Origin of the sequence: Bradyrhizobium sp. SZCCHNS3002 (assembly GCF_032377435.1) — a bacterium.
GTDB lineage: Bacteria > Pseudomonadota > Alphaproteobacteria > Rhizobiales > Xanthobacteraceae > Bradyrhizobium.
The window spans coordinates 158,023-174,713 of record NZ_JAUHHY010000009.1 but is presented as its reverse complement, the minus strand read 5'-3'; the positions used below and the strand labels follow the sequence as shown (position 1 = coordinate 174,713).

Sequence of the window (16,691 nt, the reverse complement as noted above, 5' to 3'; positions counted from 1 at the left end):
CGCCGGAGAGGGCCGCTCATTCCACACTCAAGCCCTTGTGAGATCAGCCTCGACCAACGCGCGCAGTTCGGGCGTGACTGGGGGGCGGCGGTGGAACCACAATTCGAAGCCGCGCACCGCCTGGTGCAGCAGCATGCCGAGCCCATCCGCGGTGCGCAGCCCCCGCGATCGCGCGGCGCCGAGCAATCGCGTCTCCAGTGGCACGTAGACGAGGTCGGCGACCACGGCGTGCGGCGACAGCAGATCGACGTCGAGCTCGAGCGGCGGCTGGCCGTGCATGCCGAGCGAGGTGGTGTTCACGAACAGGCCCGCGCGCGGCAGCAGCGCGCCGACGCGATCCCAGCCTTCGGCAACGACCCGGTCGCCGAACTGATCGGCCAGCGCCTGCGCGCGCGCAGCGGTGCGGTTGACCACATGGACGCGGCCGATGCCGCGCTCGAGCAGACCGAACACGACGGCCCGCGCCGAGCCGCCAGAGCCGAGCACCAGCGCCTCGTCGGTGCGGTCCCAGCCCGGGGCGGCGGCATCCAGGTTGCCGATAAAGCCTTCGACGTCGGTGTTGGTGGCCCGCAGGATGCGGTCCTCGTACCACAACGTATTCGCGGCGCCGACGGCACGGGCGCGCGCGTCCGGCTCGGTCAGCTCCAGCACGCGCTCCTTGTGCGGAATGGTGACATTGGCGCCGACGAAGCCGCGGCGGTCGAGATGCGTGACGAAATCCGCAAGCTCTTCCGGCGGCACCGCCTCGATGGTGTAGCCGCCGGCAATGCCGAGCTCGTGCAGCCAATGATGATGGATCAGGGGCGAGCGCGAATGCGCGGCAGGCCAGCCGATCAGGCACGCGGCGCGGGGTTTGGCGGCGACGGTCATGGCCGTGACATCGGACAAGCTCCGGCCGGAGTCAATGCTGCGGGCAGTCGAACCGGCCGCGACGACGAAGCCGGCCGTCGGTGCGCCTCGGTGGAGACCGGCGCGCGAGGCCGGATTCAGCTCGCCGCCAGCCCGTCGGAGATGTCCTCCTGCGGCGTCTCCTTGCCCTTGATGTCGGCGACCGCGCGCTCGATGGTCTCGCGGAAGCGCACCAGCGGCGGCCGCACACCGTGGGTCAGCAGCGCCCGGCGCACGGTCGGTGATGCGCCGGTGATGAACAGGCGGATGCCCTGGCGCTTGGCCTTGGCGGCGACGCGGCTCATGGCGTTGGCGGCTGTCGAATCCAGGAACGGCACCGCTGCGAAGTCGACCACGAAGGCCTTGCGGCGGTCGGCGATCGAGTCGAGCACGGTGCCGACGGTCGAGGCGGCGCCGAAGAAGAACGCGCCGGTGATGCGATAGACCAGCACGTCCTTGTCGGCGCTGAGCTTCGGATTGTATGGCACCCGCGCCTCATCCTCGAAGTCGGCGCGGTCCTTTGCGGCCAGAGGCGACCCGCCCTCGACGCCGGTCATCTGCGCCATGCGGTTGATGAACAGCACGGCGCCGAGCGCGAAGCCGACCAGGATGCCCTCGGTGAGATCGCGGAAGATCGTCAGCCCGAAGGTTGCGAGCAGCACCGTGGCATCGCCCCAGGACGATCGGATCAGGGTGGCGAACTCGTGCTTCTCGGCCATGTTCCAGGCGACAACGACGAGCACCGCGGCGAGCGCCGACAGCGGGATGTAGCTCGCCAGCGGCGCTGCGATCAGCATGAACACCAAAAGAAACAGCGAATGCAGCATGCCCGACACCGGCCCACGCGCGCCGGCGCGGACGTTGGTCGCGGTGCGCGCGATGGTTCCGGTGACGCAGATGCCGCCGAACAAGGCCGAGCCGATATTGGCAAAGCCCTGCGCCACCAGCTCGCAGTTGGAGCGATGGCGGCGGCCGGTCATGCCGTCGGCGACCACGGCCGAGAGCAGCGACTCGATCGCCCCGAGCAGCGTGAAGGCAATCGCATCGGGAAACACCGCCTGGATCTTGGCAAGCGAAAACGCCGGCAGCGCCGGTGCCGGCAGCTCGCGCGGGATGCCGCCGAAGCGGGTGCCGATGGTCTCGACGGGAAGCTGCAACGCGTAGGTGATGATGGCGGCGACCACGACCGCGATCAGGATGCCGGGCCAGGTCGGCCGCAGATGCTTGAGGCCGACGATGATCGCGATCGACAGCGCGGCCGTCGCGACCGCAGGCATGGTCGCGGTCGGCGCGCCATGCGCGAGCGCAGCGAGCTTCGGGATCAGCTCGCCCGGCTCCTTGCCCGCAAGCGTGATACCGAACAGATCCTTCAGCTGGCTGGCAAAGATGATGACGGCGATGCCCGCGGTGAAGCCGACCGTGACCGGATAGGGAATGAACTTGATGTAGGTGCCGAGCCGCAGATATCCGGCGATCACCAGCATCACGCCGGACATCATCGCCGCGATCAGCAGGCCATCGAGACCCTGGCGATCGACCGTCGCAGCGACCAGCACGATGAAGGCACCCGCGGGACCGCCGATCTGAAAGCGGCTGCCGCCGAGCAGCGAAACCAGGAAGCCGCCGACCACGGCGGTGTAGAGGCCGCGCCCCGGCGAGACACCGGAGGCGATCGCGATCGCCATCGACAGCGGCAGCGCCACGATCGCCACCGTCAGGCCCGCCAGGGCGTCTGCGCGAAAGTCGCTGAGGCCGTAGCCTTCGCGCAGGACCGTCAGGAGCTTGGGGGAATAAAGCTCGGCGAAGGTCGGCTCATGATGTCCGACCCGCACATGCGAACGGTGTTCGTTTGCGATGCTCATGCCGATCACGCTCCCGTCGCCTCATCGGGCTGCGGCGCAGCCGACGATGCGTCCCACACGAAGCGCTCAGGAGCCCCGTGCCGCGCGATGAGCCTAGCTCGCGTCATCGCGCGCAATGTCAGTTTGACGGCCCATGCGGCGGGGCGGCCCCGGGTCCTTCAGGCGAACACCACGCCCGCCATTCTCACTGCGGGAATGCTCACCGATCAGATCCACGCCCGCACGATTGAGCGCATCGACGACCTTGGTCAGCGAGTCCACCACGCCGCGGACGTTGCCCGTGGAGGCTTCCATCCGCTGGATCGTCGGCAGCGACACGCCAGCCAGCTCGGCCAAGGTTCTCTGATCTATCCCGAGCAGCGCTCGCGCTGCCCGCATCTGGAACGACGTGATCACGATGGCCTCACGTGGCAGACACCATAAATGATGTCTGAGACAAAGACAATGATGTAAAATACATCATAAACTGATCTCGGACGCAAGCTGGAACCCGGCCCTCGCCGTCCGTCCCCTGCGCGCGCGAGCGACGGCCATGACGCGATCCGGCCCGCCATCCCGAGAGAGGATGACGGGCCGGTGCTGTTCGGCGCGGTGCGTTCGGCTCAGGCGGCGTCGCGGTGGGACGCGATGATGTGATCGGCGGCGCGGCCGGTCACCTCGGCCATATGGTCGAACTGGCGGGTGAAGCTGCCGGCGCCGGCGGTGGCCGAGCGCAGTTCGACGATCAACTCGCCGATCTCCGCCTCCGGCATCATCGCCCGCACGCAGTCCCAGCCCGGCCAGCCGTCACGGGTATCGAAGGACAGGATCTGGCCGCGCCGCGCCGACAGGATCGCGTTGATCCTGGCGGTCGCTTCCGTCGGGCAGACGATCTCGACGGTATGGATCGGCTCCAGCAGCACCGGCGCGCATTGCGGCAGGCCTTCGCTGACGCCGGCCCGCGCCGCGGTGCGGAACGCGAGGTCGGACGAATCGACGCTGTGATAGGAGCCGTCGGTGAGCGTCACCTCGACGTCGATCACCGGAAAGCCCAGGGGGCCGCGGGCCATTGCGTCGACGACACCCTCCTCCACCGCCGGGATGTAGTTGCGCGGCACCGCGCCGCCGACCACCTTCTCGGCGAAGCGGAAGCCTTCGCCGCGCGGCAGCGGCTTGATGTCGAGCACGACGTCGCCGAACTGGCCGTGCCCGCCGGACTGCTTCTTGTGGCGGCCGCGCTGCGTGATCGGCTTGCGGATGGTCTCCTGATAGCCGATCGCGGGCTGGTGCGATTTGACGTTGACGCCGAAACGGTCGCGCAGCCGCTCCAGCGCAACGCGCAGATGCATCTCGCCCTGCCCCCACAGCACGGTGTCGTGGGTGCGCGGGTTCTGCACCATGGTCAGCGACGGATCCTCCTCATGCAGCCGCTGCAAGGCCTGGCCGAGCTTGACGTCGTCCTTGCGGTCCACGGCGGCGATCGAGAGCGCCAGCACCGGCGGGCACGCCTCCACCTTTGCCAGCGGCGGTGGCGCCGTCTTGCCGGTCGCAACCGTATCGCCGGTCTTGACCGCATCGAGCTTGCCGAGCGCCACCGTGTCCCCGGCCTCGGCGCCCGCGCGCTTGCTGTCATAGGCGCCGGTGGCAGCCAGGATGCCGGACACGCGCGCCGCCTCGCCCGAGGCGGCATGCAGCGTCGCGCCGTCATCGAGATGGCCGGACAGCACCCGCGTCAATGACAGCTTGCCGCCATGCTGCAGATGCAGCGTCTTGAAGACATAGCCGAGCGCCTCCTTGGTGTCCTTCACACCGAGCCGCCGCGCGGTCTCGGCGATTCCGGGCGCCTCGTGGCGCAGCGCCTTCATCAGCCGCAGCACGCCGTTCTCGCGCAGCGCCGAGCCCAGCAGCACCGGGCAGATCAGTCCCTCGCGCAATTCGCGCGCGAGATCATCGAACACGGCGTCGCGCGGCGGCGGGATGTCCTCCAGCAGCTGCTCCATCAGCGAATCGTCGTGATCGGCGAGCTTCTCCAGCATCGAGAAGCGCGCCTCCTTCTCACGGTCGAGATCGCCGCCTTCGAGCGCGATCACCTCGCTGGCCTTGTGCTCGCGATAGATGAAGGCGCGCTCCAATGCGAGGTCGACGAAGCCCTCGATCAGCTCGCCGTTCCAGATCGGGATCTGGCGCAGCACCAGCGGCACGCGCGAGGCCGGCTGCAAGGTCGCGAGCGTCTCCCTGATGCGTGCATTGGCGCGGTCGATCTTGTTGAGGAACAGGAAACGCGGGATGCGCAGTTCCTCGAGCTCGCGCAGGATGATCTGCAATTGCGGCAGCTTCTTCTCATCGGCCTCGCAGACCACGATCGCCGCATCGACCGCCGGCAGCGCGGCGCGCATGTCGTGGATGAACTCGATCGAGCCGGGACAATCGAGGAAAGTGTAGCTGTCGCCCATGAAGGTCGTCGTCGCCGCCGTCATGGCGACGCTCATCTTGTGCTGGCGCGCCTCCGGGCTGGCATCGCCGACGGATGTGCCGGCGTCGACGCTGCCCGCGCGCGCGATCGCGCCCGTCCGCGCCAGGATCGCCTCCAAGAGAGTGGTTTTACCGCTTTGGAAAGGGCCCACCAGCGCGATGCACCGTGGACCTCGGGGACTTCTCAGGTCTTGTCCCATTCGCCGCCTCCTCGTTGTGGAGCTCGGCCCTTGATTGGGTCGGCAAAGCCGAATGCTCTGCCTCGGCTGCCGCTTTGGCAAGCAGGCGGCCTGCGAAAAACGTTGCTGCAGTGCGGGGGATCCCACCGTCTTCCCGCACGATGGCGGGAAGAGCGCTGTTCACGGCAAAGGGAAGATCACCGACCCGGGCGCAATTCGAGGCTTTGCAGCCCCGCCGCGACGCTGATGCCGACCTGGCCCTGGACGCTGAGCGGCTGCAGCGCGATCGAGTTGGCGGAGCCGCCGACGAGCACGTTGCCGCCGACTCCGACGCCGACCGCGGCCGAACCCTGCGCACCGGCATAATCGCCGGAGAGATCGCCCGGCCCGAGCCGCGCGACCGGCGCATAGACCACCCAGGCCAGCAGCGATTCCTGGGTGATGCCGAGATCGAGGCCGACCTTGCGGATGGTCGCGACGTAACGATCCTCCGGCAGCCCGTCGGCGCGCAGCACGCAGCCGAGATGGGTGACCGAGCCGACGATGAAGCCGACGCTGGCGCCACCGCGGCATTCGAGGACGCCGACCCGCACGCGATCTTGCGCCTGGGCAGCGCCGCCGATGCAGAGGACGGCCGCAGCGGTGAGCCCGGCGAGGATGGTCGAGCGCATGAATAAAACTCCGGCTGAAATGAACATGTGATGCGGCGCTCGGTGATCGGGACTGATGATCACGAGCCATCACATCTATGCCACAAGGCTTACAGCCGCACCAGAAGCGGCGCGCCGTTCATCTGGCTGAACGACTCACGGCCTCGACCAGCGCAGCGCGGCTGCGAGGCATTGTCGCCGTGCTCAGCGATAGTAGCGCGAGAAGTAGGACGAGGGCTGGCTCGGGCTCGGATGGATCGGCAGCAGCGGCACCAGCTCGACCTCGGTGATTCCCGCGGCGAGGTTCATGCCGGTCTGCCCCTGCAGGCTGATCGGCTGCAGCTGGGTGGCGCGATCGGTGTCGCGCACCAGGAAGCTGCCGCCGAAGCCGACCAGCGCGGCAGCGTTGGCCGACAATCCGCCATAGCGCCCGCGCAGCTCGCTGCGGCCGAAATCGTTGACCGGCGCGTACACCGCCCACGCCATCCGGGTCTGATCCGTCAGTCCGAGATCGAGGCCGTAGCGGCGGACCTTGGCGACATAACGCTCCGGCGCGCGGCCCTGGCTGCGGAAGACGCAGCGCAGACGGGCCTGTGACATCACGAGCTTGCCGGCCGTCCGGCGGCCCTCGCACTCCAGAACTCCCGCACGCATCGGGCGGCCCTGATGGGCCTGCGCGAGCGGCACGAGCATCACCATCGCCACGATCGACAGCACAAGCAGCCGCATCGAACTCCAACCTTACGCCACGCAACTTGATCCCGGACAAAAGAAAGGCGCCATGTTCAAAACATGGCGCCTTTCTGTGCGGAAATTGACCTTTAGAGATTCAAAGGTCGCTGTTGCCCGATTACCTCAAATTGCCGCAGAAGCGCTGGATGCGCTTGCAGGCGTCCTCGAGGTCGGAGGTCTTGGTCGCGTAGGAGATGCGGAACGCCGGGCCGAGGCCGAACGCCGAGCCGTGCACGACAGCGACGCCCTCGGTCTCCAGCAGCTCGGTGACGAAGGCCTCGTCATTGTCGATCACCTTGCCCGACGGCGCGGTCTTGCCGATCGTGCCGGCGCAGGACGGATAGACGTAGAACGCGCCCTCGGGGCGCGGGCATTCGATGCCGCTCGCCTGATTCAGCATCGACACCACGAGGTCGCGGCGCTCCTTGAAGACCTTGTTGTTGGCCGGGATGAAGTCCTGCGGACCATTCAAGGCTTCGACGGCAGCCCATTGCGCGATCGAGCACGGGTTGGAGGTCGACTGCGACTGGATCGTCGCCATCGCCTTGATCAGGTGCGCTGGGCCGCCGGCATAGCCGATGCGCCAGCCGGTCATGCAATAGGCCTTGGAGACGCCGTTCACGGTCAGCGTGCGGTCGTACAGCGACGGCTCGACCTGCGCCGGCGTGGTGAACACGAAGTCGTCATAGACGAGGTGCTCATACATGTCGTCGGTCATGATCCAGACATGCGGATGCTTGACCAGCACCTCGGTGAGCGCCTTCAGCTCGGCCTTGGTGTAGGCCGCGCCCGTCGGGTTCGACGGCGAGCACAGGATCAGCCATTTGGTCTTCGGCGTGATCGCCTTCTCCAGCGCCTCCGGCTGCAGCTTGAAGCCATGCGCGGCTGTGCAGACCACCGGCACCGGCTCGCCGCCGGCGAGCGCCACCATCTCGGGATAGCTGACCCAGTACGGCGCCGGGATGATCACCTGGTCGCCGGGATTGATGGTCGCCATCAGCGCATTGTACAGCACCTGCTTGCCGCCGACGCCGACGATCACCTGGTTCGGCTTGTAGGTCAGGCCGTTCTCGCGCTGGAACTTGCCGATGATGGCTTCCTTCAGCTCGGGGATGCCGTCGACCGCGGTGTACTTGGTCTTGCCGTCCTGGATCGCCTTGATCGCGGCCTGCTTGATGTTGTCGGGCGTGTCGAAATCCGGCTCGCCGGCGCCCAGCCCGATGACGTTGCGCCCCGCCGCTTTGAGGACGCGCGCTTTGTCCGTGACCGCGATGGTCGCGGACGGCTTCACACGGTCGAGCGCAGCGGCGAGAAAGGACATCATCAGCTCCTATGCAGGCGTCGTGGATCACCCTTTTCGGGCCACGACCAGTCATGTCAGGGAAACGCCTGCTTTTAAGGCCCCGGGCGCTGCATCGCAAGAAGCTTGGGCACATGGCTCCCAAGACTTTAGGGAACGTTAAAGCGGCCCCGCTAGCGTGGCCCCCACGATTGTCCAGAGTTTCAGGCCGAAATGACCAATATCGGGTACGCCCTGCGATCCGGCGACTGGCTGACGGCCACGCGGATCAAGTCCTACAGCTGGATCCTGCTCGCGGTCACGATCGTGGCCATCGCCGGCTGGATCGCGCTGTCCGATGGCCTGATCGACCGCAACGGCAAGCCGATCGGCACCGACTTCTCCAACGTCTATGCGGCAGGCGTGCTGACCCTTCAGGGCAAGGCGGCCGACGCCTATGATCCGCCGCTGCAGCATGCGATGGAAAAGGCCGTGTTCGACGGCCGCGACGTGCCGTTCTTCGGCTGGCACTACCCGCCCTTCTTCTTCGCGATCGCCGCCATCACCGCCCTGCTGCCCTATGCCGGCGGGCTCGCGCTCTGGGTCCTGTCGAGCCTGCTCGCGTACCTCGCGGTCATGCGCGCGATCCTGCCGCGTTCCGAGACCCTGCTGGTCGCGACCGCCTTTCCCGCGGTGTTCGTCAACATCGGTCACGGCCAGAACGCGTTCTTCACCGCGGCGCTGCTCGGCGGCGCGCTGCTGTCGATGGAGCGCAGCCGGCCGTGGACGGCCGGCATCCTGATCGGCCTGCTCGCCTACAAGCCGCAATTCGGCGTGCTCATTCCCGTGGCGCTGCTCGCAGGCGCTCGCTGGCCGACGATTGCTGCGGCAACCGCCACGGTGGCCGCGCTGGTCGCGATCAGCTTCGCCGCGCTCGGCAACGACGTCTGGCACGCCTTCTTCCAGTCGATGACCTTCACACAGAGCGTCGTGCTCGAGCAAGGCGGCACCGGCTGGGAGAAGATCCAGTCGGTGTTCTCGGCCGCGCGTCATTGGGGCGCCGATATCAGATCCGCCTATGCGCTGCAGAGCCTGCTGGCGCTGTCGCTCGCGGCCGGACTTGCCTGGCTGTGGCAGAGCGAGGCGGCGTTCGATCTCAAGGCGTCGGCACTGGCGAGCGCGAGCCTGCTGGCGACGCCCTATGTGCTCGACTACGACCTCGTCGTCGTTGCGGTCGCGATCATCTTCTTCGTCCGGCACGGCCTCGCGAACGGCTTTCGCGACTACGAGCTCAGCGTGCTCGCGGCCGCCTGGATCGTGCCGCTGCTCTCGCGCAGCGTCGCCGGGCTGACGACGATACCGCTGGGCCTCATCGTTCTGATCACCCTGTTCGCGCTGACCTTGCGCCGCGCACTCACCGATCGCGCCGTCGAGATCGGTGGACAGGCGCGCATCGCGCAGGCGTGATCTCGATTGTTTGAATCTATTGGAAAGTTGTTATTCGAGAGTGCAGTGCAGTAGCGCATTTCGACTTTTTCCATCCGCCGGCTCTTGCAGCCTGCGCTCATCGGCATCATTGTCTGGCCGCATTGCAGGACGATCTGGCGTCCGGATGCGCGATGCGTCCAACCCTTGATTCCTCGAACTCGAAACCGGCCGGATGTACAAGCTCTATTCGATGCAGCGGTCAGGCAACAGCTACAAGGTCCGCCTTGCGCTCGCGCTTCTGAACGCGCCCTATCAGGCGATCGAGATCGACATCCTGCGCGGCGAGAGCCGCACGCCGGATTTTCTCGCCAAGAATCCCAGCGGCCAGGTGCCGCTGCTGGAGGTCGGCGAGGACCGCTTCATCGCCGAATCGAACGCGATCCTCTGGTATGTCGCCGGCGGCACGCCGCTGGTGCCGGAGCAGCGCATCGAGCGCGCCGAAGCGCTGCAGTGGATGTTCTTCGAACAGCATGCGCTCGAGCCGAACATCGGCGCCGCCTATTTCTGGCTGCTGCTGGTCAAGGGCGGGCGCGACCTGCAGACCCATGCGCTGGAGGACTGGATGGAGCGCGGCTATGCCGCGCTGCAGGTGATGGAGAATCATCTCAAGAGCAACGACTACTTTGCCGCGAAGCAGCTGACGGTCGCCGACATCGCGCTCTACGGCTACACCCATGTCGCCGATCGCTGCGACTTCGATCTGTCGACCTTCCCGAAGATCCGCAGCTGGCTGCGCCGTGTCGAGCAGACGCCCGGGTTCGTCGCGATGGACTGGCAGCCGGCGCTGATCGATTCGGCCGGCATTGCTGCCGACTACGGCTGACACGTTCACCGTAAGACTACCGACTATCCGTAGAACAGCGGGGAAAATACACGCGATGGCGGGAACGATCACCGCCGACGCCATGTTTCTGCCCTTTTTTCTGATTTGCCGCCGCAATCCTGCCCAGCGCGACCTTAGAATTTACCTCTGCGAGTGATTCGCTCGCGGATGTATGGGTAAGGGATTTCGACTTCATGTCCGGGTGGCGTCTTGCTTCCGTTCCGAAGTTCAGTTGGGTTCGCGGCCAGGCATGGCCGCTAGCGCCGGACCTCCGCCGAGGGCTCCCGGCGCCCGTCAGCGGCTTTCACGACGACGCGACGCTCACGCTGTCGCCGAGCCTGACCACCGCCGTGGTCGCAACGATCGCGGCCAGCACGCTCTCATTGGGTGTCAGCGTCACCATCGCGGTGGTGTCGATCCGCGCCCTCTTGTCGATGCCCGCTTAGCAGGAAGCCATTTTGACAACCCTTCGCGGTTTTCGCGACAACAGGCGATGATTGTCTCGCGCACAAAATGGCGATGAAATCAACGGTCGTAATCGTTGCCGTGACCCTGGCACTCGCGATCCTGCTGGCGGCGTCACTGCTGATCCTGATCGAGCGGCGGGGCGAGCTCTCGTTCTCGCCGCTGACCGAGGAGGATCGGTCTGTCTATGTCGAGCTGGTGCGGCCGCCCGCCACCGAGCCGGTGCTGCCCGTCCCGGATTGATCGTGAGCGCGGCTGCGCGTATCGAGGGTCCGTAGAGATTCAAACGGACGGCGAAGCCTTCATGCACGAAGCCCTCACTGTGCGCGCCATCGCGCGCGATGACCATGATCGCTGGCTGCCGCTCTGGGACGGCTACAACGCCTTCTACGGCCGTTCGGGGCCGACGGCGCTGCCGAGCGAGGTGACCGCCGTGACATGGTCGCGCTTCTTCGATGCCGACGAGCCGGTGCATGCCCTGGTCGCCGAGTGTGGCGGCGAGCTGATCGGCCTGGCGCACTACCTGTTTCATCGCGCCACCACCACGATCGGGCCGCTCTGCTATCTCAACGACCTGTTCACGAGCGAGGCCGCCCGCGGCAAGGGCGTCGGCCGGGCGCTGATCGAGGCGGTCTACCGCGAAGCGCGACAGGCCGGTGCGCCGCGGGTCTATTGGCAGACGCACGAGACCAACACCACGGCACAGGCGCTCTACGACAAGATCGCCGAGCGCTCGGGCTTCATCGTCTACCGCAAGGCGCTGTGAACGGGCGGTGTCACGCCGCCGTCACGGGGCAGGCCTACGCTCCATCGAGCGCCTGATCATCCCCCGTCACCGGTCACGCGTTTCAGCGGTCCCCGTCAGTCGCCGTCTCTGACCGGGGCCGCATTTTTTTGGCGTGGCTACCTCTGAGAGCGGAAAGCGAGATGCTGCCGTGCGATCGGTGGGCTCCCTCTCCCCGTTCTTCACGGGGAGAGGGCTGGGGTGAGGGGCAGCGGATCGGGCGGTGCAGCCTTGCCAGAGCGCCCACTACGCACGCGTCAGCTCATCTTGAATCAGCGTCAGAACGCCTTCGATATTTCCTAGGACATCGTTGTTCCAAAAGCGAAGAACCCGATAGCCTTCCTCCGCTAAACGGCGATCGCGAACAACATCCTGCTTAGACTCGCTGTGTTGTCCCCCGTCAATTTCAACGATGAGGCGCCTCTCTCGACAAACGAAGTCGCAGATATATTCTGCGACCGGGAGCTGCCGAACAAACTTGTGACCATCCAGCCGACGGCTGCGTATCTTATCCCACAGCGTGTTCTCCGCGTTCGTCTGGGCAGTGCGGAGCCGCCGAGCAAGACCGACGGATTTCAGATCTGGTCCTCGCATGTGCCGTACCTCATCGCAGGTCTTCATCGTGCTGAAGCCGTTGAGACTGCAATACAGCACGAGCTGACGAGACCGGGCGAGCGCGACGACCACCACCCGTGCCGCTGCCCCTCACCCCAACCCTCTCCCCGTGAAGAACGGGGAGAGGGAGCATACCGGCTACGCAGCGGCAGCTCGAATCCAAATCCCGAGCAACGTCCTACTTCTTCCCACCCACCGTCTGCCTCACCTCGAAGCCCTCGAACTGCGGCGGGCCGAGATAGAGCGGCTTGTTGTCGCCGGCGCCCTTGTGGGCCATGCGGAAGGCTTCGGACTTGGTCCAGTCCTCGAACGCCCCCTTCGACGCCCAGATGGTGTGCGAGGCGTAGAGCGTATGGTCCTCGGCTTCCGGTCCCTTCAACAAGTGAAACTCGACGAAGCCCGGCACCTTGTCGAGATGGCTGTCGCGCGACAGCCAGACCTGCTCGAAGGCGGCCTCCGAACCCTTGGCAACGCGAAAACGATTCATGGCGATGAACATGCTGATCTCCTGAGGGATGAATGCCGCAGGCCAGGGAGTAGCAGACTTCGCGATGCAATGCGCCTGCGGCAATCGCCGCTGATGCCGCGACGTTGAACGCTACGGGACCCGATCAGGACAGGGCGCAAGCGATCCCTACGCCACGAGCCCCTTGATCGGCTTCACGGCCGCGCTGTCCGGAAACACCGCGCCGCCGAGGGCGTGCTCACCGATGCCGAGATGATCGGCGAGCACGCCCTTGAGCACCGCGCGCAGATCCGTGGTCGGCGCAAGATCGCGTCCCTGGTAGAGGCTGGCCATCTTCAGCGTCGGCCAGTCGGCGATCACCCGCCCGCCCTTCACCGCACCGCCGGCGAGCAGGGCGACGGTGCCGGTGCCATGATCGGTGCCTTGCGTGCCGTTGATCTTCGCCGTGCGCCCGAACTCGGTTGCGACCATCACGACCGTATCGCGCCAGCGCGGGCCGAGCCCGCTCTCGAACTCGGCGAGCGCACCATCGAGACCCGACAGGAGTTGCGCCAGCCGGCCGACCGCGCCGCCTTCATTGGCATGGGTGTCCCAGCCGTCGAACGCCAGCGCAGCGATGCGCGGACCATCATCCGCCGCGATCAGCTTCGCCGCGCCGCGCGCGACCTGGCGCATCGCCGCGATCTGGTTGCCGCCCGGCTTCGGCTTCATGTCGTCGCCGAACGCGACCTTGTCGAGCTTGAGCCCCTGCGACAGCGCAGCCGCCAATGCGGGATCGCGATGCGCATAGAGGTCGACCAGCCGCGTCGCGGTGTCGTCATCGGCCTGCGGCAAGGTCACCGGCGCCCAGCCGACGGTGGGCGCTGCGCCGCGCAGCACCAGCGGTGCCGTCGGACCGACCGCGAGCGCGCCCGTGACGCGGGGGCCGCGTGGCAGAGCCTCGACTGCGCGGTTGAGCCAGCCCGATTGCACGCGGCCAGGACCGGCAAAGCCGCTTTCGAGCACGTCCTGGCCATCGAAATGCGAGCGCTCGCGATACGGTGTCGCGACCGCGTGAATCACCGCCGCCTGCTTGTCGCGATACATGCGCGCGAATTCCGGCATCGCCGGATGCAGCGCAAAGAACGAGTCGAGCGGCAGCGCCGGATTCGGTCCCGCCGTCGTCAGCGCGATCGCGCCATGCAGCCCGGCGTAGTCGGGATCGCCGACCGGCGCCACGGTGGCGAGCCCATCGAGCGCGCCGCGCAGGATCACGACGATCAGCCGTGGATCACGCCGATCGGCGGCCCGCGCGAATTTCGGCAGATAGCCCCAGGCGGCAAAGGACGCGCCTGCCAGCAGCAGGTGGCGACGCGAGGTCAACAGCGAGGTCGCGATCCGGTCCATCGTCATCTCCTCTGGAATTCCGGCGACATCAGCAGCAGCGCCAGGGCCTGCTGGCGCGATTCCGCACGCTCGATCGTTCGCCGCGTCTCCGTCGAAGTCGCGTCTCCCGCGGCGAGATCGAGCAGATCACGGGGATCGAGATTGTTGCCGAGACGCGCGGCGAGTTGCGCGGAGATGTCCAGCCGCAGCTTCATGCCCTCGGGGGCGGCCCACATCGCGGTGGTATCCGCGAATCCGTTCGGCCCTGCGGGCGCCCACAGCGGCTGTCCCAGCATGTTCAGGGAATTGAGATAGAAGCCGGGATCCTCGGGCACGCGCGCCAGCAGCCGGCCGCCCGCGACCAGGAACTCATAAGGCGAGCGGATCTTGGTCAGCGGTGCCGACCAGGCTTCATCGGCATCGACGAGCGCCAGCGTCACCGCTCTCAGATCGCCGTCGCTCTTCTTGAATACGGCCTCGAGCCGCGCGACCAGCGCGGGCGGCGGATCATCGGCGACGAAATGGCGCGCGAGCTTGGTGGCGATGAACTTCGCAGTCGACGGATGCCGCGCGATGTCGGCGAGCGCAGCCTCGCCCTGGGCGAGGCCATCATCCCCGTAGACCTTGCCGAGCAGAGTCTGCGGCCCCGGCTGATGCGCATTGGCATTGAACACGAAGCTGCCGGGCGCCGCGTTGCGGGCGTTGCGGCCGGCGAAGCTCCAGCCGGTGATGATGCGCGCCAGCGACGTCACGTCCTCCTGGCTATAGCCGCCGCCGACACCCAGCGTGTGCAGCTCCATGATCTCGCGCGCGAGATTCTCGTTGAGGCCGCGCTTGCGGTTCTGGCCGGCGCGCGAGTCCGGTCCGAGCGATTCCTGGTTGTCGAGAAAGAACAGCATCGCCGGATGCTGCTCGACCGCCTTCAGCATGTCGGCGAAGCGCCCGAGCACGTGCGGCCGGATCGCCTCGCGCTCGAACGCGCCAGCCCACATCCGCGCCAGTTCGCCCTTGCCCGCTGAGATGCAGAAATGATTCGACCAGAACGCCACCAGGCGCTCAGTGAAGCCGCAATCGGCGAGCACGGCGCGCTGCAGCCGCGCCAGCGCTTCGGCACGGAACGTCTTCTGGACGACGTTGGGCGGCTGCTGAGCCTGCGCGGGCTTTGCCGGCGCTCCCTGCATCGCGGGTGCGGGGTCGGCACCGGCCGCCGGGGCTGCCGAGGGCGGCGCGGCCATGGCTTTGTCCGCGCCGCTCGTGGACAGGCCGCGCGTCTGACTAGATGGCTCCTGCGGCGCGGCCTCGGACTTCGCGGCCTCACGCGCCCGCTTGACCTCGTCCTGATAGGCGAAGACGGCAGCGGCGAGTGCGGGCGTCGACTGCAAGCCCGGCGCCTCCAGCAGCGCTCCATTGGGACGGCCGAGCTCGGCCTTGACGAAGCCGCGCGGGTCCGACGCCGCATTGACGAGATCGCCCGAGGCGCCGCCACGCGCGCCGAAGCCGAAGCGATTCAATGCGACAAGAGCCGCCTGGGCATCACGCGCCATGCCTCATCCTCACCAGCGGCCCGTCATCACGGGAGCTCCCGAAGCAGTTTGCTGCCGCGACCGCAGACTGCGATGGCGCGGCAGATTGTCACGCACTATACTTGCCCGCGCAGATGAACCGGACATGAAAAGAGGTGGATCGGACGTGGTTCCGAAGGTGACAAATCGTTTAGCAGACGTGGCCGCGCGGCAACTCATCTGCGAGTCGTGCGGCGCGGAGTTCAGCTGCGATCCCGGCGGCTCCTGCTGGTGCTTCGAAGAGGCCGTGCGCCTGCCGCTGCCCGAGACCGGACAGACCCGGTTCAAGGACTGCCTGTGCATCAATTGCCTCAAGAGGCTGGCCGGCGAACCGGAGCCGGGCTCGTGACACGCTGGCACGTCGAAGCCGTCCTGCTCGACATGGACGGCACGCTGCTCGACACCGAGAAGGTCTATCTCGAAGCGGCAATCGCAGCGCTGAATGCGCTCGGCTATAGTGATGGCGTCGTCGAGCTCTGTCACGCGATGATCGGCATTCCCGGACCCGACAACGAGCAGACCCTGCGCGACCATTTCGGCGACGATTTTCCGCTGCTCGAAGTCAACCGCCTGTTCGCGGCCAAGACCATCGAGATCCTGCAGGCGGGCATGCCGCTGAAACCCGGCGTCATCGCGCTGCTCGACGCGATCGACGCGGTCGGGCTGCCCAAGGCCGTCGTGACCTCCTCCTCGCGCCGCACGGCGGCGGAACACCTTGGCCTCGCCGGCATCGACCACCGCTTCGATGCGGTGCTGACGCGCGACGACGTGACCCGTGCCAAACCGCATCCGGACCTCTATCTGCTCGCCGCGGAACGGCTGCGGACGCGCGCGCCAGCCTGCGTCGCGATCGAGGATTCCAATCCCGGCGTCGCCTCGGCGTACGCCGCCGGCGCGATCACCTTGATGGTGCCGGACATCGTGGCGCCGAACGATCATTCGCGGGCGAATGCGGCGGCCGTGCTGCCGGATCTCGACGCCGCCATGGCGCTGCTCGCGCGCCGTTCGGTGCTGCCCGCCAGGATGTGACGTCAGATCCGCGGCCTGTGAAGCGGCCGTACAGCTTTGCCATTGTCTTCAAA

General features: G+C 66.9%; 18 protein-coding genes. 7 read left to right on the top strand and 11 right to left on the bottom strand.

The annotated features are described in order from the left end of the window. Positions 1-27: 27 nt before the first annotated feature. The 7 genes from QW845_RS20300 to QW845_RS20270 form a co-directional block, all read right to left on the bottom strand. On the bottom strand, positions 28-870 hold the full coding sequence (locus QW845_RS20300; RefSeq protein ID WP_315803315.1) for a shikimate dehydrogenase: 843 nt from the start codon (positions 868-870) through the stop codon (positions 28-30). Positions 871-986: 116 nt separating this feature from the next. After that, a complete protein-coding gene (locus QW845_RS20295; protein WP_315803314.1) occupies positions 987-2,750 on the bottom strand; it encodes a SulP family inorganic anion transporter in 1,764 nt (587 codons plus the stop codon). Positions 2,751-2,843: 93 nt separating this feature from the next. Further along, positions 2,844-3,146: a helix-turn-helix transcriptional regulator gene (locus QW845_RS20290; protein ID WP_315714118.1), complete on the bottom strand. Its 303-nt coding sequence runs from the start codon at positions 3,144-3,146 to the stop codon at positions 2,844-2,846. 206 nt (positions 3,147-3,352) lie between these two features. Then, entirely contained in the window at positions 3,353-5,401 is a 2,049-nt protein-coding gene (locus QW845_RS20285) for an elongation factor G (protein ID WP_315803313.1), read from the bottom strand. Positions 5,402-5,577: 176 nt separating this feature from the next. Further along, positions 5,578-6,051, bottom strand: coding sequence for a DUF992 domain-containing protein (locus tag QW845_RS20280; protein ID WP_315803312.1), 474 nt, complete (start codon positions 6,049-6,051; stop codon positions 5,578-5,580). 183 nt (positions 6,052-6,234) lie between these two features. Further along, positions 6,235-6,759, bottom strand: coding sequence for a DUF992 domain-containing protein (locus QW845_RS20275; protein ID WP_315803311.1), 525 nt, complete (start codon positions 6,757-6,759; stop codon positions 6,235-6,237). Between the two features lie 121 nt (positions 6,760-6,880). Next, complete coding sequence (locus QW845_RS20270; protein ID WP_315733933.1) at positions 6,881-8,083, bottom strand: pyridoxal phosphate-dependent aminotransferase; 1,203 nt, start codon at positions 8,081-8,083, stop codon at positions 6,881-6,883. Between the two features lie 192 nt (positions 8,084-8,275). Between QW845_RS20270 and QW845_RS20265 the strand changes: the two genes are divergently transcribed. The 5 genes from QW845_RS20265 (at position 8,276) to QW845_RS20245 (ending at position 11,583) form a co-directional block, all read left to right on the top strand. Further along, positions 8,276-9,508, top strand: coding sequence for a glycosyltransferase family 87 protein (locus QW845_RS20265; RefSeq protein ID WP_315803310.1), 1,233 nt, complete (start codon positions 8,276-8,278; stop codon positions 9,506-9,508). Positions 9,509-9,701: 193 nt separating this feature from the next. Beyond that, positions 9,702-10,352, top strand: a complete 651-nt coding sequence (locus QW845_RS20260) for a glutathione S-transferase family protein (protein WP_315803309.1) — start codon at positions 9,702-9,704, stop codon at positions 10,350-10,352. 194 nt (positions 10,353-10,546) lie between these two features. Continuing rightward, positions 10,547-10,798, top strand: a complete 252-nt coding sequence (locus QW845_RS20255; protein ID WP_315803308.1) for a hypothetical protein — start codon at positions 10,547-10,549, stop codon at positions 10,796-10,798. 67 nt (positions 10,799-10,865) lie between these two features. Beyond that, positions 10,866-11,060 carry a hypothetical protein gene (locus tag QW845_RS20250; RefSeq protein WP_315803307.1) on the top strand — a complete coding sequence of 65 codons (195 nt, stop codon included), beginning with the start codon at positions 10,866-10,868 and terminating at the stop codon, positions 11,058-11,060. Positions 11,061-11,121: 61 nt separating this feature from the next. Then, positions 11,122-11,583, top strand: a complete 462-nt coding sequence (locus QW845_RS20245) for a GNAT family N-acetyltransferase (protein ID WP_315803306.1) — start codon at positions 11,122-11,124, stop codon at positions 11,581-11,583. Positions 11,584-11,847: 264 nt separating this feature from the next. Here QW845_RS20245 and QW845_RS20240 read toward each other — a convergent pair whose 3' ends face one another. The 4 genes from QW845_RS20240 to QW845_RS20225 all read right to left on the bottom strand — a co-directional run bounded on the left by QW845_RS20240 (position 11,848) and on the right by QW845_RS20225 (position 15,591). Then, complete coding sequence (locus QW845_RS20240) at positions 11,848-12,291, bottom strand: endonuclease domain-containing protein (RefSeq protein ID WP_315803305.1); 444 nt, start codon at positions 12,289-12,291, stop codon at positions 11,848-11,850. Positions 12,292-12,394: 103 nt separating this feature from the next. Next, a complete protein-coding gene (locus tag QW845_RS20235; protein ID WP_315803304.1) occupies positions 12,395-12,715 on the bottom strand; it encodes an antibiotic biosynthesis monooxygenase in 321 nt (106 codons plus the stop codon). A gap of 135 nt (positions 12,716-12,850) precedes the next feature. Continuing rightward, on the bottom strand, positions 12,851-14,074 hold the full coding sequence (locus QW845_RS20230) for a DUF1501 domain-containing protein (RefSeq protein ID WP_315803303.1): 1,224 nt from the start codon (positions 14,072-14,074) through the stop codon (positions 12,851-12,853). Further along, positions 14,071-15,591 (bottom strand): DUF1800 family protein, encoded by a 1,521-nt coding sequence (locus QW845_RS20225; RefSeq protein ID WP_315803302.1) that lies wholly within the window; start codon positions 15,589-15,591, stop codon positions 14,071-14,073. The genes QW845_RS20230 and QW845_RS20225 overlap by 4 nt, the downstream gene beginning before the upstream one ends. Positions 15,592-15,736: 145 nt before the next feature. Between QW845_RS20225 and QW845_RS20220 the strand changes: the two genes are divergently transcribed. Together QW845_RS20220 and QW845_RS20215 are read left to right on the top strand one after the other, a co-directional pair. Further along, positions 15,737-15,958, top strand: coding sequence for a cysteine-rich CWC family protein (locus QW845_RS20220; RefSeq protein WP_315803301.1), 222 nt, complete (start codon positions 15,737-15,739; stop codon positions 15,956-15,958). Continuing rightward, positions 15,955-16,638 (top strand): HAD family phosphatase, encoded by a 684-nt coding sequence (locus QW845_RS20215; protein WP_315803300.1) that lies wholly within the window; start codon positions 15,955-15,957, stop codon positions 16,636-16,638. Before QW845_RS20220 ends, QW845_RS20215 begins: the two co-directional genes overlap by 4 nt. Positions 16,639-16,691: the final 53 nt, after the last annotated feature.

Coding starts and splice junctions, on each gene's coding strand:
- QW845_RS20275 (WP_315803311.1), bottom strand. CDS start 6,759: ATGCGGCTGCTTGTGCTGTCGATCGTGGCGATGGTGATGCTCGTGCCG.
- QW845_RS20255 (WP_315803308.1), top strand. CDS start 10,547: ATGTCCGGGTGGCGTCTTGCTTCCGTTCCGAAGTTCAGTTGGGTTCGC.
- QW845_RS20235 (WP_315803304.1), bottom strand. CDS start 12,715: ATGTTCATCGCCATGAATCGTTTTCGCGTTGCCAAGGGTTCGGAGGCC.
- QW845_RS20285 (WP_315803313.1), bottom strand. CDS start 5,401: ATGGGACAAGACCTGAGAAGTCCCCGAGGTCCACGGTGCATCGCGCTG.
- QW845_RS20250 (WP_315803307.1), top strand. CDS start 10,866: ATGGCGATGAAATCAACGGTCGTAATCGTTGCCGTGACCCTGGCACTC.
- QW845_RS20265 (WP_315803310.1), top strand. CDS start 8,276: ATGACCAATATCGGGTACGCCCTGCGATCCGGCGACTGGCTGACGGCC.
- QW845_RS20280 (WP_315803312.1), bottom strand. CDS start 6,051: ATGCGCTCGACCATCCTCGCCGGGCTCACCGCTGCGGCCGTCCTCTGC.
- QW845_RS20225 (WP_315803302.1), bottom strand. CDS start 15,591: ATGGCGCGTGATGCCCAGGCGGCTCTTGTCGCATTGAATCGCTTCGGC.
- QW845_RS20295 (WP_315803314.1), bottom strand. CDS start 2,750: ATGAGCATCGCAAACGAACACCGTTCGCATGTGCGGGTCGGACATCAT.
- QW845_RS20270 (WP_315733933.1), bottom strand. CDS start 8,083: ATGTCCTTTCTCGCCGCTGCGCTCGACCGTGTGAAGCCGTCCGCGACC.
- QW845_RS20230 (WP_315803303.1), bottom strand. CDS start 14,074: ATGACGATGGACCGGATCGCGACCTCGCTGTTGACCTCGCGTCGCCAC.
- QW845_RS20300 (WP_315803315.1), bottom strand. CDS start 870: ATGACCGTCGCCGCCAAACCCCGCGCCGCGTGCCTGATCGGCTGGCCT.
- QW845_RS20260 (WP_315803309.1), top strand. CDS start 9,702: ATGTACAAGCTCTATTCGATGCAGCGGTCAGGCAACAGCTACAAGGTC.
- QW845_RS20245 (WP_315803306.1), top strand. CDS start 11,122: ATGCACGAAGCCCTCACTGTGCGCGCCATCGCGCGCGATGACCATGAT.